Here is a 20611-nt window from a genome sequence, read left to right on the forward strand (position 1 = left end):
CGCTACCCCTTGAGGCGATGGCCGAAGGTTCGGGCCAGCTTGTGGCGCTTGGGGGGAATCACGAACTGGCAGTAGGCGTTGCCGGGGTTCTTGGTGAAATAGTCCTGATGATAGGCCTCGGCGGGGTAGAAACGATCCAGCGGACGCACCTCGGTGACGATGGGGTCCGCGTAGTCGCTTTCGAGCTCGGCGATCATCTCCCGCGCCTGGCGCTCCTGAGCCTCGTCAAGGGTATAGATCGCCGAGCGGTACTGGGTCCCCACATCGTTGCCCTGGCGGTTGAGGGTGGTCGGATCATGCAGGGTGAAGAAGATCGTCAGCAGCTCCCGGAAGCCGATCACCTCAGGGTCGTAGCTGAGCTCCACCACCTCCGCATGGCCGGTCGCGCCCCGACAGACCGCCTCATAGGTCGGGGTGGGGGCATCGCCGCCCGCATAGCCGCAGACGACCTCCTCCACCCCTTCTACCAGGCGGAAGGTGGCGTCCAGACACCAGAAGCAGCCGCCGCCCAGCACGCAGGTTTCCATCGCCATCTTGGGTTCCTCCCGGGGTATGTCGCGTCGTGGTTCATTCATCGGGGATCCTCGGCGGCTTGCCGGGCCGGCTGAAGGCATAGACCAGGTCCACCGCCTGAGCCGCGCCGGAGACCGCCTGCAGGTAGAGGTTGCGCCACAGGGTATAGCGTAGCGTCAGCTCGGCTATGGGCGAGAAGACCCCCACCCCGTAGCTGATGCGCAGGTCGTCGGTGAGCTGGCCGGTGACCACGACCTGGCTCTCATCGCCGGTGCCGGCGGTCTCCAGGGCCAGATCAGAGATGCCGAAGGCCTCGCCGATGGCGCCCACGGCGCCGCCTGTCTGCCCAAGGGTCAGGCCGATCAGCGCCTGGGTCAGGGCGCCATTGGCACCGCCCGCCTCCGGGGCACGACCGCGCAGCAGGTAGGAGAGTGCCCGGGCCTCGTCCATGGCCGGCTCGGAGAAGACCCTGAGCTGGGGCTCGGCGGCGGTGCCGCTCACCCGCAGGCCGGCGATCACGCCGTCCTGGGTCACGCTGGGGTTGCGGATCGCCTCGAAGCTGAGCAGCGGCTGGTCGGGAGGGCCGCTGAAGAGCAGCTGCCCCTCACGGATCAAGAGATCCTGACCGTAGGCGCGGAAGCGCCCATCCACCAGGCTGACGTCGCCGAAGAGCTGGACCGGACCGCTCTGCTGGCGCACCTCCAGGGTACCCGAGAGGCCCGACTCCAGGCCGTAGGCCGAGAGATGCATGTCGGGCCCGAGACTCAGGTTGAGCTGCACATCCACTGCCATGCCGGCCTGGACCAGGGCCTGGGCGGCGTCCTCCCCCGGCTCCCCCTCGGCTCGCTCTGCCCGCTCGGCGGCGCGCTCTGCCGCCCGGCGGGCACGCTCCTCATCGCGGCGGGTGATGATGATCTCATCGGGGCTCGGCGACACCGCCGAGGCCGGCAGATCACCGATCTTCAGCCGCGCCCAGGGCACCCGCACCTCACCGCGCACCTGCAGCAGTGCAGGCGTCACCCTTACCGTCATGTCCGGTGCGATGCGCAGTCGCCCGAAGGCCGGCAGCACCGCCAGCAGCGGCTGATCGCGACCGTCCAGGGCGATATCGATGCGCCAGTCGCCGGGGCTGGGCCAGGCGGCGTCGCCGCGAATGGCCAGGCGGCCCTCCTCGGCGGCGATAAAGCCGTCGATGCGGCCCTGGTCTCCGGCCAGCTCCACGGCGACCTCGCCGTCGCGCACCTTCAGGGGGATATCGACGCCGCGCAGGCGCAGCCCATCCAGGCCGATCCGCCCGTTGAGGGCCGGCGCCTCGGCGGTGCCGCTGATCACCACCTGCCCTTCCAGGCGCCCCTCCAGGGTCTCCATACCGGCCACCAGGGTGCGGTAGCGGTCGAGGCGCAGGCCGTCCAGGGTCAGACGTCCATCCAGTCCTCCGCTCTCCGTCGGCTCAGCGATGGCCAGCACCAGGCCAATCCGCCCCGCCTCGGCCAGGGTAAGGTCGATGTCGATCTCGGCGCGGGCCGGCGTGGCCGAGACCTCCGCGGTCAGCCGCGAGGCGGGCAGCGACCAGGGCTGACCGTAGGCATCCAGGCCCTCCAGGGCCAGCTCGCTTGCCAGGCGCAGGTCGGCCTGCCAGGCGCTGCCGCCCTGGCGCCACTCGGCGACCAGGTCGAGCTCGCTGCCACCGTCAAGGGACCACTCCTCAGGCACGAAGGGCTCCAGCAGCGACATGGGCAGTTCACGCAGGCTCAGGGCGGCGCGACCGCTGTCGGCGGAGGCCTGGAGCGGCTCCTCCAGGCAGAGGAGCCCGCCCTGTACCCGACGCAGGCAGAAGGGTTGCGCCGTGACGCTTCCCCCCGGCAGGTCGGCCGCGAAGATGAGAGGCTGGTCCAGCCTCAGCTCGCCCTGGTCGGCGTCCACTTCCAAGATCGAGAGAGTGCCGCGGTAGGCCTCCCGCGCCGCGTCCAGGCTGCCCTCCAGCACCAGGGCCGCCCGGGAGAGCGGCATGCCGCGGCCGGCCTGGGCCGCCAGAGTCAGGCGATGCTCGGAGAGGCGACCGTCGAGGTCCAGGACGATCTCGCTGAAGCGCTGTCCGGCCGCATTCAGGCGGTCGATCTCCAGGCTGACCGCCAGGCTCGGGTCCTCGATGCCGCTCACGTCGGCGTCCAGGCGCAGCGCCTCGAGGCGATGCTCCGCGAAGGCCAGGCTGCTCCCGTCCAGGCTGAGCTCGAGCTGGGGGGCCTCCAGGCTGCCACTGGCGCTGAAGCGCCCGGCCAGGGTCCCAGAGAGCGCCTCATGGAGGTTCGCCAGGGCCGGGAAGTCCAGCTCGCCCGCCAGGTCGATGGCGGTCTCGCTGACGCGGCCTGCCGCGGTCAGTCGGTTCTCCCCCTGGCGGAAGTCCAGGGCCTCGATGGCCCAGCGCATCTCGCTGTCCCCCTCAAGGCGGGCCTGGAGAGAGAGCGGCAGTGACTGCAACTCGCCTGAGATGGCCAGCCGGGGCACCGCCAGCCGCCAGCCCTCGACCTCCTGCACGAAGCTCGCCTCGAGATCGCCATCCAGGCGGCCGTCGAGGCCCTCCACGAAACGGCCGGGCTCCACCCGATCCAGCCGCGCGACGGCTGACACCGCTAGAGCTTCGGACCAGTCCACGCGGCCGCGGGTCACCACGGAGCCGCCGGCGAGGCTCACCGACAGGGGCGTCCAGGCGAAGTGCTCGAGATCCCCGCTGCCGGTCAGGGCAACGCGGGTGTAGGGCACCTCGGGGCCCTCCACCATGAGCGAGGCGGCGATCCGATAGCCGGTCAGGCTGCCCTCGGCACGCAGGGTCAGCGACTCCACCAGCCAGGGCTCGGCGGGCGACTCGTCCTCGGACACCGCGGCGGCGCCGGGCAGCGGCCACTGCAGCAGGTCGCTGGTCAACGAAGCGCTAAAGGGCAGCGTCGGCGCCAGGGCATCCAGGCGCGCATCGAAGGCGGCATTGACCGGTCCGGCCAGCTCGAGCCTCACCAGCAGCTCGCCTAGGTCTCCGTCCAGGGCCAGGTCGATCCGCTGGCCGGCGAGCTCGGGCAGCTGGTCGGGGAGCCAGAGGGCGCTCTGCAGGCGGGCCTGAAGGGGATAGTCGTCGCGCAGCTCGACCCGCGCCTCGAGGCGGGCATCGACGTCCCGGCTGGCCACCTCCAGGGGGTGGAGCCGTACGTCATGGCCTCGGGCGGAGAGGGTCAGCGCCAGGCGCTCGATGCCGTACTCCACGGTCCCCTCCAGTCGGGCGTCTTCCACCAGCAGCTCCGGCGCCTCCAGCTGCAGCGGTAGCCGGATCTCGGGCAGCTCGCGACGGGGCTGCTCGGCCAATGGAAGCGCGGCGAGCCCCTCGAGCTCCGCGGCCACCCCGGCGGGTAGCGGGGACTGGACGGCGATGGCGGCGTCGATGGCCTCGGAGGCAAGGCGGGGCCCGTCGTGCTCGGCCTCGCTCAGGGCAAGCTGGGCGCCCGGTGACAACGGCAGCAGCAGACGCAGGCCGGCGAGACGCGTCGGCAGCAGCTCGACCCGCGACCCCTCGGCGACGGCACCGGTGGTGAAGCTCTCCCAGCGCAGCCGGGTGCCATCGGCCAGGGCGACCTCGACATCGGTGAGGGCCAGGGCGCGCAGCTCGACGGGAAAGGGCAGCCGGAGCTCCTCCAGGGGCTCCCCGCCGCTCTCCTCGGCCGCCTCGTCGCCCTCGCCCGCCGCCAGGTGGATGCGCGCCCCCTCCACCGCCAGGGTATCGAGACAGAGCCTGCCGTTGAGCAGGCAGTCGTCGGCCCAGGCCAGCTCGATGCGGGAGGCGGCGACCCTGGCAGGCCCCGCCTCGAGCTTGAGGCCGTTCAGCACCAGACGGTCCAGCGGCGCGCCCTCATGGCTCTCCAGCTGGTAGAACCCCTGGCGCGCCCCGGCGTCTAGCAGCAGCCCGGCGCCCCAGGGAGAGAGCGCCAGGCCCAGGGCCAGAACGACCAGCCCGAACAGGGTGATCGGCAGCAGGAGCAGCAGCCTGAACAGGGCCCAGAAGAAGGTCAGAACTCTGGGCCGATGGCGAAGTGAAGGCGCCACGCATTGTCCTCATCGTCGAAGGGGTGAGCGATATCGAAGCGGATCGGGCCGACCGGGGAGATCCAGCGCACGCCGAGGCCGGCACCCGTGTTGAGGTCGTCGGGGCCCCAGTCGTCGAAGGCGTCACCGGTGTCCACGAAGGCGGCTCCCCACCAGCTGCCGGTCAGGCGATGCTGGAGCTCCATGCTGGCGGTGAGCAGCTGCTGGCCGCCGGTGAGCCGGCCCTCCTCATTGCGCGGCGAGAGGCTCTCATAGCCGTAGCCGCGGACGCTGCGGTCGCCGCCGGCGAAGAAACGCAGAGAGGGAGGCACCTTGGCGAAGTCATCGGTCTCGATGGCGCCGATGCCCACGCCGGTCACCAGCCGGGTATCGTCGCCGAACATGCGGATCCACTGGGTCTCGCCGGTCATGCGCAGGAAGTCGGCGTCGGAGCCCCAGAGGCCGTCCGAGACCTCGAAGGCGATGCGCTGCCGGTCTCCCCAGTCGGGGAAGGTCGGGTTGCGGGTCCGGGTGCGCGACCAGCTGATACCAGGGTAGAGGATCAGTACCTGCTCGGCGTCGCCCCCCTGGGTAAAGTCCTCGTAGGTGCTGCGCACATAGAGGGTCTGCACCCAGCGGTTCTCGAACTCCCAGCGCCGGGCCGCCTCCACGGTGGCCTCCAGGGAGCGGGTGTCCTTGTTGTCCCGGTGGCGCAACCCGTACTGGAAGCGGTAGCTGTCGCGCAGCGGGTCCGCCAGCGGCATGGTGTAGACCCCGGAAAAGCGCTGCTCGGGGGCCGAGAGGAAGAGGTCATGGTCCAGGCCGTGACCGTAGCGATTGATCCAGGGCTGCTCCCAGGAGAAGCGCAGCCTGGGCCCCACGTCGGTGGCGTAGCCCACGCCGACCTCGAACTGGTGGCGGTCGGCCGGCGTCAGGGCGATATCGATGGGCACCTCCGACGGCCCGCGGCGGACCACGGCGGTGGCAGCGTCCACCGCGGCCATCTCGAGTCTGGGACCAGCCTCTTCCACGGCGCCGGTATCGAGCTCGGCCAGGAAGCCCTCGGCCTCCTGGAGCAGCGCCTCACCCTCGATCAGGCGCGGCCGCACGGTGATGGAGCCGAACCAGCCGCTCTGGCCCAGGCGCTGGTTGTAGCTGGCCAGCTCGCCGGCCAGGTAAGGGTCCCCCGGCGCGAAAGTCAGCATGTTGCGCAGCCGGTCGGTCTCGATATGGCTGCCACGGATGCTGACGTCCCCGAAGCGGTAGCGGGGCCCGCTGTCCAGAGCCAGGTAGAGCCGGGCGCTCTCGGCGAAGGGACGCACCTCCAGGCGGCGATCGGTAAAGCGCCAGTCGAAGTAGCCCCGCTCCAGGGCGAGGTTGGCGAGTCGGCTGCGCAGCCGGTCGTAGGGCGCGTGTACCAGGGGGTCTCCCTGGGCTAGGGGGAAGGCGTCGATGGCCTCCTGAAAGGGCGGGTCTTGTCGGGAGTCCCCGGCCAGGGTGAAGTCGATCCGTTCGATGGTCACCCGGGGGCCCGGCTCGATGACCAGCTCCACGTGACGCGGCGGCTCCCGATCGTCCAGACGCAGCTGGATATCGGGCTCGTAGTAGCCGTAGACCCGCATGGCCTCCCGGGCACGGCGCTGGGTCTCGCCCTCTACCCGGGCGCGGCTGAACTGCTCGGGGTCCAGGTCATCCAGAAAGTGGCGGATATTGGCGGCGACGTCGCCCTCGATTCCCTCGATGCGCACGTCTAGTGCGGTTGCCCAGCCCGGCAGGAGGGCGAGGCCGGCCGCCAGAGCCGCAGCCCTCAGGCGTATCATTCCACGATTCTCCATCTCTCCACGCCTTGCTCAGTGCGACTCATTAGGATGTGCCGGCCCCGCGTCATGGACGCAGCGCCTCGAGTCGAGCGCTGAGAGCAAGCTGAGTGCGGCGCAGTTCGCCGATCTCTCCCTCCAGCGCGGCGAAGCGGGCCACCAGGGCATCATCCTCCTGGGCTTCATCATCCCTTGCCTCCGCCAGGGCTTCAAGTTCGCCCCCCAACGCGGCAAGACGCTCCTCCAGGTGGGCGATGCTCGCCGGGCCCTGCTCCTCGACGCGCCGGAGGCGCTGGGCCAGCGCTTCCTGCTCCGCGGCCAGGGCCTCCAGGGCGTCGTTCGCCACGCTCTCCTCCGTCAGGGCGGCGAGCCCCGCCTCCAGCGTATCGAGGCGCTCCGCGTGGCGCCGGTGCACCTCCTCCCGGCCGTCAACGGAGGCTTCCACGCCTTCGATAGCGCTGGCCAGGGCCGCGCGCCCCTCGGCGCCGCTGCGCTCCAGGGCGTCGAGGGAGAGCTGGGTGGCGGCCAGCATCGCCTCACGGGTGGCTGCCGACTCGCCGATCCGCATCACTCGCTCCTGCAGGGCGGCGAGGCGCTCGTCGCGCTCGCCCAGGTCCTCCTCCAGCACCGCCAGCAGGCCGTCATGGGCCTCGTCCCGGCGCTCCAGGGCGACCAGCCTCGCTTCCATCGCCTCGAGGCTCTCGCCTTCGCCCAGGGCCGTATCGAAGCGCGCGTGGACGTTGGAGAGCTCGCCCTGCAGCCGCTCCACCTCCCGGCTCAGCCGCTCGCGCTCCTCCCAGGCCAGATAGCCGGCGCCACCCAGGGCGCCCAGCAGCACGAGCAGCAGCAGCCAGAGCGGCCAGAGCCGCGGCGGCGGCGGCTGGCGCAGGCGGTGCGCCGCCAGACTGGCGGTCGGATCGGGCACGATGGGGCCGGCATGCCGTCGTTCGTCATGGCGCTCTGCCATGGTGCACTCCTTGTGGTGGCAGTGGCTCCCGGAGGACAGGGGGGCCGATTCATCCTCATCCTGGCGGGTGCTATGATCCCGCCCACCCTGTACAGGGTGTCCGTTAGTGTACGGTTTTTCCACCCCGCGTCGCACTGGGCACTGCCCGGACGCCCGGCAACCACCGAGGAGAGACACCATGGTGTTCGAACTGCCCGCCCTGCCCTATGACAGGCAGGCCCTGGAGCCGCATATCTCCGCGAGGACCCTGGACTACCACTACGGCAGGCATCATCGGGCCCATGTCGCCCGACTCAATGCACTGGTCGCGGGCACCGAGCAGGCCGACCGCTCCCTGGAGGAGATCATCGCCACCGCCAGCGGGGAGCTCTTCGACCAGGCGGCCGAGGTGTGGAACCACACCTTCTTCTGGCACTGTCTCTCGCCCCAGGGCGGCGGTGAGCCGGCGGGGGCGCTGGCGGAAGCCATCGCCGCGCGCTTCGGCTCCTTCGAGGGGTTCAAGGAAGCCTTTGGCGCGGCGGCGGCGGCCCACTTTGGCTCCGGCTGGACCTGGCTGGTACGCACCGCTGAGGGTGACGTCGAGCTCCTCGGTACCCGCAATGCCGACACGCCCATCGCCCACGGCCAGACGCCGCTGCTGGCCGTGGACGTCTGGGAGCACGCCTACTACCTCGACTACCTGAACGCCCGGCCGGCCTACCTCGAGGCGATCTGGGCGCTGGTGAACTGGGCGTTCGTCGCCCAGAACTTCGAGGCGTGACGACTCAGCCGGCGGGATCGGCGCGCCGGCCGATGCCCCGGTAGTGGAGCCCTCGGGCCGCGACCCAGGCCGGATCGTAGATATTGCGCCCGTCCAGCAGCAGCCGCCCCGAGAGCTGTCCGGCCAGGCGCTCCCAGTCCGGGTTCCAGTAGCTCTTCCACTCGGTGACCAGCATCAGGGCGCAGGCGCCCTCGGTGGCCTCCAGCGGGTCGCCGTCGAACAGCGCAAGCAGGGGGTGCTCGCCGACCTCCGCCCGCAGCGCCGGGGTCGCCGCCGGGTCGTGCAGCCGCACGCTGACGCCCTGGGCCCAGAGCGCGCGCAGCAGGCGCAGCACCGGCGCCTGGTCGATCCGCGCCGTGCCCGGCTTGAAGGCGGCGCCCCAGATCGCCACGGTGCGCTCCTCCAGGCGGCCGTGGAAGTGCGCCCAGAGCTTGCGGAACAGGGTCTCCTTCTTCTGCTCGTTGATGTCGAGCACCTGTTCGAGCAGCGCCGAGCGCCGCCCGCTGGCGGACTGCACGTCGGCCAGGCGCATCAGGTCCCGGGAGAAGTTGGGACCGCCGAAGCCGCAGCCGGGATAGAGATATTCGTAGCCGATACGGGAGTCGGCCCCCATGCCCTGTCGCACATGCTCCACGTCGACGCCGAGGCTGTCGGCCAGGCCGGCCATCTCGTTCATGTAGCTGATCCGGGTGGCCAGCATGCCGTTGATGGCCAGCTTGGTCAGCTCGGCGGCCCGCCGCGGCATGGACTGGACCACCTCGCTGCGACGATTGAAGGCGCGCAGCAGCTCGCGGACCCGGGCCTCGGCATCCGGCTCATCGCAGCCCAGCAGCCAGCGTGAGGGGCGGGTGAAGGTGTCCCAGGCGCGCCCCTCCTCGAGGAGGTCCGGCAGCGCCACCGCCCGGCCCCGCGCCTCGAGCTGCGTCTCCAGCCGCTCGGTCTCGCCCACCGGGAAGGTGGAGTTGTTGACCAGCACCAGGCCACCGGGGTGGCGATCGGCCAGCTCCCCGAGCAGCCCGGCCAGGTCGCCGCGCTGGCCGGGCGAGACCGCCAGCCAGACCACCTCCTGCTCGGCCAGGGGGCAGCCCGCCAGGTCACCGACCAGCTGCAGGCTGCCGGCCTCCCGGCTCTCCTCGAGCTGGGCCAGCAGCCGGGGCTCGCGCTTCAGCCAGCCGGCCTCCTGAAGGGCCGTCCAGGGGGTCTCGGCGTGGGGCAACCAGGTGACCCGGTGGCCCACCGAGGCGAGGGCCGCCGCCGCCGTGGCGGCCGCCAGTTCGCTGCCGTGAATCAGTATGCGCATGAGATCAGGCCTCGCCGGCGTAGCGGGTCAGCAGCTCCCGGAAGCCCTCCCCGAAGCGCGGATGGCGGCGCCCGTAGGCCAGGGTCGCCTCCAGGTAACCCAGCTGGTGGCCGCAGTCATAGGTCTTGCCGCGCATGCGGAAGGCCTCGACGCCCTCGCGGCTGCGCAGGATATCGATGGCGTCGGTGAGCTGGATCTCGCCGCCGGCGCCGGGCCGGGTGTCGGCCAGCAGGGCGAAGATGCTGCCGGGCAGCGCATAGCGGCCAATTACCGCCAGGTTGGAGGGTGCCGCCTCCACCGCCGGCTTCTCCACCACCCCGGCCAGGGGGCGCGACTCACCCGGGGCGGGAATCTCCCCGCCGGTGTCGACGATGCCGTACTTGTAGGTGAGCTCCCGAGGCACCTCCTCCACCATCAGCTGGGCGCGACCGCGGGCCTCGAAGGCGTCGAGCATGCAGGCCAGGTCGTTGCGCCCGAGGCCTTCGCCATCCACCAGCACGTCGGGCAGCAGCACCGCAAAGGGGGCGTCGTCGCCGATCACGGGCCGGGCGCAGAGCACCGCATGGCCAAGCCCCAGGGGCTCGGGCTGGCGGACGCTGATGATATTGACGTCGTCCGGCACGATGCTGCGCAGTTCCTCGAGCAGCTCCCGCTTGCCCTTGGCCGCAAGGCTCGCCTCCAGCTCGAAGTGCTTGTCGAAGTGGTTCTCGATGGCGGCCTTGCTGCCGTGGGTGACCAGCACGATATCGCGGATGCCGGCGGCCACCGCCTCCTCCACCACGTACTGGATCACGGGTCGATCCACGATGGTGATCATCTCCTTGGGAATCGCCTTGGAGGCCGGCAGGCAGCGGGTGCCGAAGCCGGCGACGGGAAGCACGGCCTTCTTGATCATGGTGCAGTCCTTGTCAGGGGTGTCTCGATGTCGTCGACCCGAGGCAGATCATGGGAATGCCGCCCCGGGAACGGGTAGAATAGGCGTCATGATACCGGACGCGCCGCGGCCTGCCATCCGGCAGAGCCTGCCGCGTCCACCCCTCTTGCCAGAACGGAGACTCAGATGGGCGCAACGCAACCTCAGGCGGGCAACGTGGATCCCGGCGAGATCGCCAAGTTCGAGGCCCTGGCCAGCCGCTGGTGGGATCCCGAGAGCGAGTTCAAGCCGCTCCACGAGATCAACCCGCTGCGCCTGGACTTCATCGATGCCCGTGCCGGCCTTGCCGGCAAGCGGGTCGTGGACGTGGGCTGCGGCGGCGGCATCCTCGCCGAGGCCATGGCCCACCGCGGCGCCAAGGTGACCGGCATCGACCTGGGCGAGGCGCCGCTGGCGGTGGCGCGGCTCCACGCCGAGGAGAGCGGCGTGGCGGTCGACTATCGCTGCGTCAGCGTGGAGACGCTGGCCGAGGAGATGCCGGGCGAGTTCGATGTGGTGACCTGCATGGAGATGCTGGAACACGTGCCCGACCCCGCCTCGGTGGTGCGCGCCTGCGCGGCCCTGGCCAAGCCCGGCGGTCAGCTCTTCTTCTCGACGCTCAATCGCAATCCCAAGGCCTACGCCCTGGCGATCCTCGGGGCCGAGTATGTGCTGCGCCTGCTGCCCCGGGGCACCCACGACTACGCCAAGTTCATCCGCCCCGCGGAGCTCGCCGGCTGGTGCCGCGGCGCCGACCTGGAGGTCCAGGAGCAGAGCGGCCTGGTGTATAACCCCCTGACCCGCCGCTACCGACTGCACCCCACGGATGTCTCGGTGAACTACCTGATGCACTGCCGCCGGGAGGCGCCGTGAGCCAGCCCCGGGCCCTGCTCTTCGATCTCGACGGCACCCTGGTGGATACCGCGCCGGACCTGGTTCGGGCCACCAACGCCCTGCGCGCCCACCACGGGCTGGCGCCGCTGCCCTATCCGGTGATCCGCGCCCAGGTCTCCAACGGCGGCAGTGCCCTGGTCACCCTGGCGCTGGGCCTGGCGAAGGAGGCGGCGGGCCACGACGCGGCGCGGGAGTTCCTGCTCGCCGCCTACGGTGAAGCGGTGGCCGAGGAGAGCCGGGTCTTTCCGGAGCTGGTGCCACTGCTGGCCGGCTGGGAAACCGCCGGTCGCCCCTGGGGCATCGTCACCAACAAGCCGCGGGCCTATGCCGAGCCGCTGGTGGCCGCCCTGGGGCTGACCCCAGGGGCGCTGCTCTGCGCCGACGACCTGCCGGTGAAGAAGCCCGACCCCGCCCCGCTGCTGGAGGCCGCCCGGCGCCTCGGCGTCGATCCGCCCGCCTGCTGGTACCTGGGCGATCACCTGCGGGACATCCAGGCGGCCCGCGCCGCCGGCATGCCGGCGGTGGCGGTGGGCTGGGGCTATGTGGAGGAGGGCGACGACTATCGCGCCTGGCCCGCCGATCTCTGGTTCGAGAGCGGCGCAGCGCTGGTGGCGACGCTGCTTGATAGCCAATAGGCAAGCTCTGCCGGGGGCCCAGCCTGCCCCCGGCGGTGCATAGCGGCTGCGCCGATCACTCCTGCTTCGGCGGCTGGGCGTCGAACTGCTCGCCGTTGTGGCCGCGGCTTTCGGGCCCCATCAGCCACAGGTAGGTGGGCATGATCTCCTCCGGGGTACGCAGGCTCTCGGCCAGCTCGCCGGGGTAGGCCTGCTTGCGCATCTGGGTGCGCGTCGCCCCCGGGTTCAAGCTGTTGACGCGGACGTTCCCCAGGTGCTCCAGCTCGTCGGCCAGCACCTCCACGAAGCCCTCGGTGGCGAACTTGGAGACGGCGTAGGCCCCCCAGTAGGCCCGCCCCTTGCGCCCCACGCCGGACGAGGTGAAGACCACCGAGGCATCCTCTGCGCTCTTGAGCAGCGGCAGCAGCGCCTGGGTCATCCAGATCGGCCCGTTGATATTGACCTGCATCACCTGGTCCCACAGCTCCGGGTTGTACTGCTCGAAGGGGGTGATGCGCCCGAGCAGGCCGGCGTTGTGCAGGATGCCGTCGAGGCGCCCGAACTCCTTGTTCAGGGTCTCAGCCATGTCGTGGTAGTCCTTGAGCACGGCCCCCTCGAAGTTGAGCGGGAAGATCGCCGGCTGGGGGCCACCGGCGGCTTCGATCTCGTCATAGACCTTCTCGAGCTTGGCGATGGTGCGTCCCAGCAGTATCACCGTGGCCCCGTGCCGGGCGAAGCTCAGCGCCGCAGCACGGCCGATCCCGTCCCCCGCCCCGGTGACCAGGATGATGCGCCCCTTGAGCAGGTCGCCAGGGGCCTGATAGTCGATCTTGCAGCTCGTCATGGGGTCTCCTTGGTGATCAGTTGCCGGACTGACGGAGGAAGTCGTTGGCCAGTCCCGCGGCAGTGCTCTCCGGGTAGTCATCGCGCACGCGCTCGAGCAGCTCGCGACTGGCCTCGGGCTCGCCCTGGCGCGCCTTGAGCAGCCCCAGCTTGTAGAGGGAGTCGGGCACTTTGTTGCTCTGGGGGAAGTCGTCAAGCACGATGCGGAATTCGCGCTCGGCGTCGTCGAGACTGCCCTCGGCGGCGTGCAGCTCACCGAGCCAGTAGTGGGCATTGGCAGTCAGGGTGGTGTCAGGGTAGTCGACCACGAAGCGCTCGAAGGCACTTATCGCCTCGCTGAATTCGCGAGACTGAACCCGTGCAAAGGCTTGCTGGTAGGCCTGCTGTGCATTGGCACCGGCTCCGCTGGGCGACGGCGCCTGAGCCACCTGGCGAGCGGCCTGCTCGTTGACCTGGGCCGGCGCATCCACGCCGACGCCGGCGGGCGCCGAGGCGAGCCGGTCCTCGAGATCCATGTACTGGTCCCGGGTCTGGCGGCGCAGCTGCTCGAGCTGGTGCCGGAGCTCCTCGACCTGGCCACGCAGCTGACGAATCTCCTCTTCGTGCTGCTGGACCTGGTTGAAGATCACCAGGCTGCCACCCGCCGCCTCGCGGGTCTCCGTCTGCTCATAGAAGGTGCGCGGCTGGGCGGTGAGATCCTCCACCACCGGCTGCGCCATTGCGGGGGCCCATACGGACAGCGGGAGCACCAGGGCTCCCGCGCCGCACAGTCCTTTCAGACCGTGTTTCATGCGTGTCTCCATCGACGCGGGTGCCGACCACTCAGTAGGCGAAGACGACCCGACGGTTCTGGGCGTGGGCTTCCTCGTTCTGGCCGCGGGCGGCCGGACGCTCCTCGCCATAGCTCACCACTTCCATCTGGGAGGGGGAGACGCCCTGCACGGAGAGGAAGCGCTCCACGGAGCGGGCACGACGCTCGCCGAGAGCCATGTTGTATTCGCGAGTGCCGCGCTCGTCGGTGTGGCCCTGAAGGACGACACGGGCACCGCCATTCTCGCGCAGGTAGCGGGCGTGGGACGCCAGCACGGATTCGAACTCACTGCGGATACGGTCGCTGTCGAACTCGAAGTAGATGGTGCGCTGCTGCGGGATGCGGCCGTCGGCCTGCTGACCTGCACCCCCGGTGCCGATACCGGTTCCGCCTACCTGGCTGCCAGAGACGCCGCTACCGGCCACGCCGCCGCCGGCGCCGCCGCCGCGGGTGCCGTCCATGGAGCCGTCCTGGGTCCCGCCACTGCTGGAACAACCTGCCACGAAGGCCAGGGAAAGAGCGACCGCCAGGGTCCTGGCATAGGGCTTGAGACCGCGCTTGGGTTGCATCGTGTTACTCCTTGCTGAATCGAAGAGCACCAACATCACTGTGGTCAGTTGAGAAAGGGCGACCATGCGGGTTCACGCACGTCCCCCGACGCGGAGGGCAGTCGGAAGGACGCGCGTCCATCGGCGGTGACTGCCCCCAGCACCCCGCTGTTTCCCTGCTGGGTGGCGAAGATTACCATGGTCCCGTTGGGGGCAACACTGGGAGATTCATCGAAACGCGAGTCGCTGAGCACCACCAGTCTCCCGCTGTCGAGATCCTGTCGCGCCACCTGGAAACCGTTGCTGGAACGGTGAATCAGGAAGATCGCTTCGCCATCCGGCGAGAAGCGCCCGCGGGCGTTGTAGTTGCCGGTGAAGGTGAGCCGTTTCTGCTCGCCGCTGGAGAAGTCGTGGCGGTAGAGCTGCGGCCCGCCGCTGCGATCCGAGGTGAAGAGCAGGCTGCGGCCGTCCGGCGCCCAGGCGGGCTCGGTATCGATGCTCGAGCTGTTGGTGATGCGCTGGAAGTCTCGGCTAGCGATATCCATCACGTAGATCTCCGGCCGCCCCTCCTTGGAGAGCGACATGGCAAGCCGACGGCCGTCCGGCGACCAGGCCGGCGCGCCGTTGATCCCCTCGAAGGAGGTGGCGCGCACCCGCTGGCCTGAGGCGAGATCCTGGATATAGATGGCCGGACGCTCGGTCTCGAAGGAGACATAGGCCAGCCGGCGACCGTCCGGCGACCAGGCCGGTGAGAGGATCGGTTCCGGCGAACTCAGCACCTGCTGGCTGTTACGGCCGTCGGCGTCGGCGACATAGAGAGTGAACTGCATGTTGTCGCCCAGGCCCTGGGCCGTGACATAGGCGATGCGGGTCTGGAAGGCGCCGCGGATGCCGGTGATCGCCTCGAAGATCTGGTCGCTGATGTAGTGGGCAGCGCCGCGCAGCTCGCCCCGATCAGCGGTGACCAGCTCGCCCAGCATGCGCCGCTCGCCGCTGACGTCCATCAGCTCGTAGCGCAGGCGAAAACCGTCGCCCTCTCGGCTGGCGCTACCCACCACCAGATAGCGCACGTCCAGGCCCCGCCAGCTGCCGTAGCGGACCTCGCTGCTGTCGCTGGGGCGGTCGAGCATCTGGCGCCGCGGTAGCGGCGCAAAATAGCCGCTGCGCTCCAGGTTGTCATGGATCACCTGGGCGACATCCTCGGGGAAGTCATCGCCGCCGGCGAAGGGCACCACCGCGATGGGCGTCGCGCGGTCGCTGCCGCGGGTGATCTCGATGGTCAGGTTGGCCTGGGCCAGGCTGCTGGCGAGCAGCAGCACGGCGGCAAGCCAGGATGTCATCAGGGCTTTCATCAGCGTACGTCTCCCGGTGTGAAACGCAGATTGAATTGACGGTAGTCCCGTTGCAGGTTGGCTGGCAACTGTCGCAGTTCGGCGAAGGGTGCCGCCTGCTCCACCGCCTGGATCGCCGAGCGATCGAAGGCGCCGTCGCCGCTGCCGCGGGTAATCGAGGCGGTAAAGAGCTCGCCGGAGGGCCCCAGGCGCACCGCCACCTCTGCGCTGGCACCGCCCGGTACGTTGGGGGGGATCACCCAGGCCTGCTCCACCGCCCGGCGCACCAGGTTGATGAAGCTGTTGGCGGCCTCCTGCCCCTGTCGCGCATTGGCAACGGCGTCGCTCTCTCCCTCGATGGCGCGATCCAGCCCCTGGCTGGCCGCCTCGGCGGCGCGGCGAGCGGCCTCCTCGGCCTCCCGCTGCCGGGCGGCTTCCTGCTCCCGGCGACGCTGCTCCTCCGCTTCGCGCTGGCGACTGGCCTCCTCCTCGGCCTGACGCTGGCGTTCGGCCTCCTCCTCGCGGCGGCGCTGCTCCTCCGCTTCGCGCTGGCGGCGGGCCTCCTCCTCGGCCTGGCGCTGGCGCTCGGCTTCCGCTTCGGCCTGACGCTGGCGTTCGGCCTCCTCCTCGCGGCGGCGCTGCTCCTCCGCTTCGCGCTGGCGGCGGGCCTCCTCCTCGGCCTGACGCTGACGTTCGGCTTCCGCTTCGGCCTGTCGCTGACGTTCCGCCTCCGCTTCGGCCTGACGCTGACGTTCGGCTTCCGCTTCGGCCTGGCGCTGACGTTCGGCCTCCGCTTCGGCCTGGCGCTGGCGTTCGGCCTCCGCTTCCGCCTGGCGGGCCTGCTCCTGCTCCTCGCGCTGGCGAGCCTGGCGCTCGGCCTCCTCGGCGCGCCTGGCCGCTTCGGCCTCGGCCGCCTCAGCGGCACGCCGGGCCTCCTCTTGAGCCCGGGTATCGGCCTCCTGCTCCGCCTGTCGCGCGGCCTCGACGGCCGCCGCCGCCTCCTCTGCCTCGCGTGCGGCCTCCTCGGCCTGACGCTGCTCCTCCGCTTCCCGCGCCAGGGCACGCGAGCGCGCCGCCTCGGCGCGCTGCGCCTGGTCGGTCACCGTCTCGGTGCTCACCAGAGTCGCCTGAACGATGGAGGATGAGGTCGGTTCCGGCTCGCGGCTGGGCAGGCTGATCACGCTGAACAGCACCACCACCAGGTGCAGCGCCACCGCCAGGACCGTCGGCAGGCCATACCCTACCCGCTGGTCATCTCTGGCCATCACGACTCCTCAGCCTTCCCCGGAGGGCGGTTCGGAGATCAGCCCGACATTGGTCACGCCGGCCACCTGCAGGGTGCTCATCAGGGTGACCACCTGGCCGTAGGAGACGCTGCGATCCCCGCGCACCATCACCGGCGTGCCGGGGCGGCGCTCGAGCAGGATGATCACCCGGTCGGCCAGCTCATCGAGATCCACGGCGCTCTCCTCGCCACCGATGGAGAGGTAGTAGCCGCCGTCGCGATCCACCGAGACGATGATGGGGTCGCTCTCATCGGCGCTCTCGATGGGCTCGGAGGTCACCTGGGGCAGGTCGACCTGCACGCCCTGGGTCATCATGGGGGCGGTGATCATGAAGATCACCAGCAGCACCAGCATGACGTCGATGAAGGGCACGACGTTGATCTCGCCCATGGGCTTGCGCCCGCTGCGATTGAAAGGTCCATGCATGGCCAGACTCCCTCAGGCGGCGCCGGATTCGGCCCGGCCCTGCAGGTTGCGGTGCAGGATGGAGTGGAACTCCTCGGCGAAGTCCTCGTACTTGCCCAGCAGCCGCGCGGACTCGGAGGACAGGCGGTTGTAGAAGATCACCGCCGGGATGGCGGCGAAGAGCCCCATGGCGGTGGCGATCAGCGCCTCGGCGATCCAGGGGGCCACGGTAGCGAGCGTCGCCTGCTGGGTCATGGAGAGCGCCTGGAAGGAGCCCATGATACCCCAGACGGTGCCGAACAGGCCGATATAGGGGCTGGCCGAGGCCACGGTGGCCAGGAACACCAGATGCAGACTGAGACGCTCCTCCTCTCGCGACCAGGCCACCCGCATGCTGCGCTGCACGCCGTCCAGAATCGCCTGGGGGCTCCTGGTCTTGGGCAGCAGGCGGTTGAATTCGCGGAAGCCTGAGCGGAAGACATGCTCGGCGCCCTGGGTCTCCTGCTCCGCCGGGGTCTCCCGGTAGAGCTCGTTGAGGTCGACGCCGGACCAGAAGCGCTCCTCGAAGGCCTGGTGGGCCTGCCTGGCACGGCGCATCACAAAGGTGCGCTGGAAGATCACGACCCAAGAGAGGATCGAGCCCACCGTGAGCAGCAGCATGACCAGCTGCACCACGGTACTGGCGCTCATGATCAGGTGGGGTATGGACATGGAGTCGTTCACGGGCATCCTCGTCAGTCTTGCGGTTGGGCAGAGGGTTGGGCCAGGACCGCGGCAAGGGCCGGCGGCCAGGGCACGGGCTTGAGGCGCGTCGCATCGATGCAGGCGATGTCGACCCGCGCCTCGCACAAGGGTTCCCCGCGACGGCTCACGACCTGGACAAACTGCAGCCGGACGCGGCCATGGGACCGGATTTCGGCGCTCACTTCGAGCGCGTCGTCCAGCCGGGCGGGCTTGGCATAGCGGCATTCCAGCTTGTGCACCACCAGCTGGATGCCGGCCGCGAAGAGCTCGCGCTGGGTAATCCCGTGTGCGCGCAGCCATTCGCTGCGTGCCCGCTCCATGTACTTGAGGTAGTTGACGTAGTAGACGATGCCGCCGGCATCGGTGTCCTCGATATAGACCCGCACCGGCAGCCGGAAGGCGCTCATGGTCGGCTCTCCCCCGCCGCATCGGCGGCGTTCTCGGCGGGCGCCAGGCCGAAGTGCAGCCAGGCCTGGCGCGTTACCACCCGCCCGCGGGCGGTGCGCATCATCAGCCCCTGCTGGATCAGGTAGGGCTCGATGACGTCCTCGATGGTGTCGCGCTCCTCGCCGATGGCGGCGGCCAGGGAATCCACCCCCACCGGGCCACCGTCGAACTTCTCGATCATCGCCAGCAGCAGGCGTCGGTCCATGTGGTCCAGACCGTGGTGGTCGACGTGGAGCATGTCCAGGGCCCGGTCGGCGATGGCAGCGTCGATTCGCCCGGTGCCGCGCACCTCGGCGAAGTCGCGCACGCGCCGCAGCAGGCGGTTGGCGATGCGCGGAGTGCCCCGGGAGCGGCGCGCCACCTCCAGGGCCCCATCACGATCGGCCTCGACCCCCATCAGCCGCGCGGAGCGGGCAACGATCTCGGTGAGCTCCTCGATGGCATAGAACTCCAGGCGTTGGACGATGCCGAAGCGGTCGCGCAGCGGCGAGGTCAAGAGCCCCGCCCGGGTCGTGGCCCCCACCAGGGTGAAGGGCGGCAGGTCGAGCTTGATGGAGCGCGCCGCCGGCCCCTCGCCGATCACGATATCGAGCTGGAAGTCCTCCATGGCGGGATAGAGGATCTCCTCCACCACCGGCGAGAGACGATGGATCTCGTCGATGAAGAGCACATCGCCGGCCTCGAGGTTGGTCAGCATGGCGGCCAGGTCGCCGGCCCGCTCCAGCACTGGGCCGGAGGTGGACTTGAGCCCCACCCCCATCTCCGCCGCGATAATGTTGGCCAGGGTCGTCTTGCCCAGCCCCGGCGGGCCGAACACCAGGGTGTGGTCTAGGCTCTCGTCGCGGCCGCGGGCGGCGCCGATGAAGATCTCCAGCTGCTCGCGGACCCGGGGCTGGCCGATGTAGTCGACCAGCCGCTTCGGCCGGATGGCGCGATCCACGGGCTCCTCGCCCGGGCGGGTATCGGCGCTGATCAGGCGGTCGTTCTCGATCATCGCCCTACCCCGCCATGCGGCGACTCAGCGCCGCCTTGATGATCGCCTCGGTGCTGCCCTCGCCCTCCAGGCCCACCAGCATCTTCGCCGCCTCGGCGGGCTTGTAGCCCAGGCTGACCAGGGCCGCCTCGGCGTCAGCCAGGGGGTCGTGGCGCGCATCGGCGGACCGGGCGCCGCCGGCCAGATCCGCGAGGGCGTCGTCACCGGGCTCCCAGTGGGGGAAGCGGTCGCGCATCTCGATGATCAGCCGCTCGGCGGTCTTCTTGCCGACCCCGGGCAGGCGGGTCAGCGACTTGACGTCGTCGTCGAGCACGCAGCGCCGGAAGGCGGCCTCGTCCATGCCGGAGAGGATGCCCAGGGCGAGCTTAGGGCCCACGCCGTTGACCCGGATCAGCGCTCGGAACAGTGCCCGCTCCTGCTCCCGGGCGAAGCCGTAGAGCAGGTGGGCGTCATCGCGCACGATCAGGTGGGTGTGCAGGGAGACCGACTCGCCGGGGGCCGGCAGGGCCACCAGGGTGGTCATGGAGGCCTCGAGCTCGTAGCCCACCCCGGCCACATCCACCACCAGCCAGGGAGGCTGCTTCTCGAGCAGGGTGCCGCGCAGGCGTCCGATCATGGAAAGTCCGTATCCTTCACTGCAGGAAAGGGGGCCGCAGGGCCGTCGAAGTGGCCACTCACGAGAGCCACTATACTGGTCGTCCGTGCAGCTGACCAGCCTTGGCAGAACGCCGTTCGAGAACTCGCGATTCGTCGCCAGGCGGCGACGCCATCAGGGCCGAAAGTCGCGCCAGGCGCCGCCCCGGCGCGCCAGGCGGTGGCCGCCGTAGCTGCCGCTCTGGAGCAGGCCGCGCCGGGCGTAGGCGTGGGTCAGGGCGATGGCCAGGGCGTCGGCGGCATCGGCCTGGGGCGTGCCGGAGAGGCCGAGGATCGCCGTCACCATATGCTGCACCTGAGCCTTGTCGGCGCTGCCGGTACCGGTCACCGCCTGCTTGATCTGACGGGGCCCATACTCGCTCACCGGCAGGCCGTGGTTGGCGGCGCAGACGATGGCGGTGCCCCGGGCCTGGCCGAGCTTGAGCGCCGAGTCGGCGTTCTTCGACATGAACACCTGCTCGATGGCGAACTCCGCCGGCGCGTGCACGGCGATCAGCTCGCTCACCCCCGCATAGACCTGGGCCAGCTTCTGGGCGAGCTCCGCGGCTCGGATGCGAATGCAGCCGCTGGCCACATAGCGGGGCCTGGCCTCGGTCACATCCAGCACCCCGTAGCCGGTGATCCTTGATCCGGGGTCGATGCCGAGAATCAGCATGACGGCCTCCTTGGGCCCGATGGGTCGCCATTATACGACACCGGCGCCCA

Annotated in this window: 20 protein-coding genes; 3 read left to right on the top strand and 17 right to left on the bottom strand. The window is 70.2% G+C overall.

What is annotated here, in order from left to right; genetic code table 11:
* Window positions 1–2 precede the first annotated feature (2 nt).
* From msrA to NHL60_RS09775, 4 genes are all read right to left on the bottom strand, one after another.
* Window positions 3–575 carry a peptide-methionine (S)-S-oxide reductase MsrA gene (gene msrA, locus NHL60_RS09760; RefSeq protein ID WP_253451909.1) on the bottom strand — a complete coding sequence of 191 codons (573 nt, stop codon included), beginning with the start codon at window positions 573–575 and terminating at the stop codon, window positions 3–5.
* On the bottom strand, window positions 568–4599 hold the full coding sequence (locus NHL60_RS09765; protein WP_253451912.1) for a translocation/assembly module TamB domain-containing protein: 4032 nt from the start codon (window positions 4597–4599) through the stop codon (window positions 568–570). The genes msrA and NHL60_RS09765 overlap by 8 nt, the downstream gene beginning before the upstream one ends.
* A complete protein-coding gene (locus tag NHL60_RS09770) occupies window positions 4563–6398 on the bottom strand; it encodes an autotransporter assembly complex family protein (protein ID WP_253442703.1) in 1836 nt (611 codons plus the stop codon). Before NHL60_RS09770 ends, NHL60_RS09765 begins: the two co-directional genes overlap by 37 nt.
* A 64-nt stretch (window positions 6399–6462) precedes the next feature.
* Window positions 6463–7362 (bottom strand): hypothetical protein, encoded by a 900-nt coding sequence (locus NHL60_RS09775; protein WP_253442706.1) that lies wholly within the window; start codon window positions 7360–7362, stop codon window positions 6463–6465.
* A 178-nt stretch (window positions 7363–7540) separates the two neighbouring features.
* Between NHL60_RS09775 and NHL60_RS09780 the strand changes: the two genes are divergently transcribed.
* Window positions 7541–8122, top strand: coding sequence for a Fe-Mn family superoxide dismutase (locus NHL60_RS09780; RefSeq protein ID WP_253442709.1), 582 nt, complete (start codon window positions 7541–7543; stop codon window positions 8120–8122).
* Window positions 8123–8126: 4 nt separating this feature from the next.
* Here NHL60_RS09780 and NHL60_RS09785 read toward each other — a convergent pair whose 3' ends face one another.
* Together NHL60_RS09785 and NHL60_RS09790 are read right to left on the bottom strand one after the other, a co-directional pair.
* Entirely contained in the window at window positions 8127–9422 is a 1296-nt protein-coding gene (locus NHL60_RS09785; RefSeq protein WP_253442712.1) for a nucleotide sugar dehydrogenase, read from the bottom strand.
* 4 nt (window positions 9423–9426) lie between these two features.
* Window positions 9427–10317: a UTP--glucose-1-phosphate uridylyltransferase gene (locus NHL60_RS09790; RefSeq protein ID WP_253442715.1), complete on the bottom strand. Its 891-nt coding sequence runs from the start codon at window positions 10315–10317 to the stop codon at window positions 9427–9429.
* 165 nt (window positions 10318–10482) lie between these two features.
* On the opposite strand from NHL60_RS09790, the gene ubiG reads away from it, so the two are divergent.
* Together ubiG and NHL60_RS09800 are read left to right on the top strand one after the other, a co-directional pair.
* Window positions 10483–11208, top strand: a complete 726-nt coding sequence (gene ubiG / locus NHL60_RS09795; protein ID WP_253442718.1) for a bifunctional 2-polyprenyl-6-hydroxyphenol methylase/3-demethylubiquinol 3-O-methyltransferase UbiG — start codon at window positions 10483–10485, stop codon at window positions 11206–11208.
* Complete coding sequence (locus tag NHL60_RS09800) at window positions 11205–11864, top strand: HAD-IA family hydrolase (RefSeq protein ID WP_253442721.1); 660 nt, start codon at window positions 11205–11207, stop codon at window positions 11862–11864. The genes ubiG and NHL60_RS09800 overlap by 4 nt, the downstream gene beginning before the upstream one ends.
* Before the next feature lie 55 nt (window positions 11865–11919).
* Here NHL60_RS09800 and NHL60_RS09805 read toward each other — a convergent pair whose 3' ends face one another.
* The 11 genes from NHL60_RS09805 to ruvC all read right to left on the bottom strand — a co-directional run bounded on the left by NHL60_RS09805 (window position 11920) and on the right by ruvC (window position 20561).
* Entirely contained in the window at window positions 11920–12687 is a 768-nt protein-coding gene (locus NHL60_RS09805) for a YciK family oxidoreductase (RefSeq protein WP_253442724.1), read from the bottom strand.
* Between the two features lie 16 nt (window positions 12688–12703).
* Window positions 12704–13477 carry a tol-pal system protein YbgF gene (ybgF, locus tag NHL60_RS09810; protein ID WP_253442727.1) on the bottom strand — a complete coding sequence of 258 codons (774 nt, stop codon included), beginning with the start codon at window positions 13475–13477 and terminating at the stop codon, window positions 12704–12706.
* 31 nt (window positions 13478–13508) lie between these two features.
* Entirely contained in the window at window positions 13509–14066 is a 558-nt protein-coding gene (pal, locus tag NHL60_RS09815; protein ID WP_253442728.1) for a peptidoglycan-associated lipoprotein Pal, read from the bottom strand.
* Window positions 14067–14110: 44 nt separating this feature from the next.
* Entirely contained in the window at window positions 14111–15397 is a 1287-nt protein-coding gene (gene tolB / locus NHL60_RS09820; RefSeq protein WP_253442730.1) for a Tol-Pal system beta propeller repeat protein TolB, read from the bottom strand.
* Window positions 15397–16641, bottom strand: a complete 1245-nt coding sequence (gene tolA / locus NHL60_RS09825) for a cell envelope integrity protein TolA (RefSeq protein ID WP_253442732.1) — start codon at window positions 16639–16641, stop codon at window positions 15397–15399. Before tolA ends, tolB begins: the two co-directional genes overlap by 1 nt.
* A 9-nt stretch (window positions 16642–16650) precedes the next feature.
* The gene (gene tolR / locus NHL60_RS09830) at window positions 16651–17088 is read right to left on the bottom strand and encodes a protein TolR (protein ID WP_253442735.1); all 438 of its coding nucleotides are present in this window, start codon (window positions 17086–17088) and stop codon (window positions 16651–16653) included.
* Window positions 17089–17100: 12 nt separating this feature from the next.
* On the bottom strand, window positions 17101–17778 hold the full coding sequence (gene tolQ, locus NHL60_RS09835; RefSeq protein WP_253442737.1) for a protein TolQ: 678 nt from the start codon (window positions 17776–17778) through the stop codon (window positions 17101–17103).
* Window positions 17779–17801: 23 nt separating this feature from the next.
* Complete coding sequence (ybgC, locus tag NHL60_RS09840; RefSeq protein ID WP_301271054.1) at window positions 17802–18218, bottom strand: tol-pal system-associated acyl-CoA thioesterase; 417 nt, start codon at window positions 18216–18218, stop codon at window positions 17802–17804.
* Entirely contained in the window at window positions 18215–19252 is a 1038-nt protein-coding gene (gene ruvB / locus NHL60_RS09845) for a Holliday junction branch migration DNA helicase RuvB (protein ID WP_253442739.1), read from the bottom strand. The genes ybgC and ruvB overlap by 4 nt, the downstream gene beginning before the upstream one ends.
* Before the next feature lie 4 nt (window positions 19253–19256).
* On the bottom strand, window positions 19257–19868 hold the full coding sequence (gene ruvA / locus NHL60_RS09850; RefSeq protein ID WP_253442741.1) for a Holliday junction branch migration protein RuvA: 612 nt from the start codon (window positions 19866–19868) through the stop codon (window positions 19257–19259).
* 153 nt (window positions 19869–20021) lie between these two features.
* The gene (ruvC, locus tag NHL60_RS09855; protein ID WP_253442742.1) at window positions 20022–20561 is read right to left on the bottom strand and encodes a crossover junction endodeoxyribonuclease RuvC; all 540 of its coding nucleotides are present in this window, start codon (window positions 20559–20561) and stop codon (window positions 20022–20024) included.
* Window positions 20562–20611: the final 50 nt, after the last annotated feature.

This window comes from Halomonas sp. Y3 (assembly GCF_024137965.1).
GTDB lineage: Bacteria > Pseudomonadota > Gammaproteobacteria > Pseudomonadales > Halomonadaceae > Halomonas > Halomonas mongoliensis.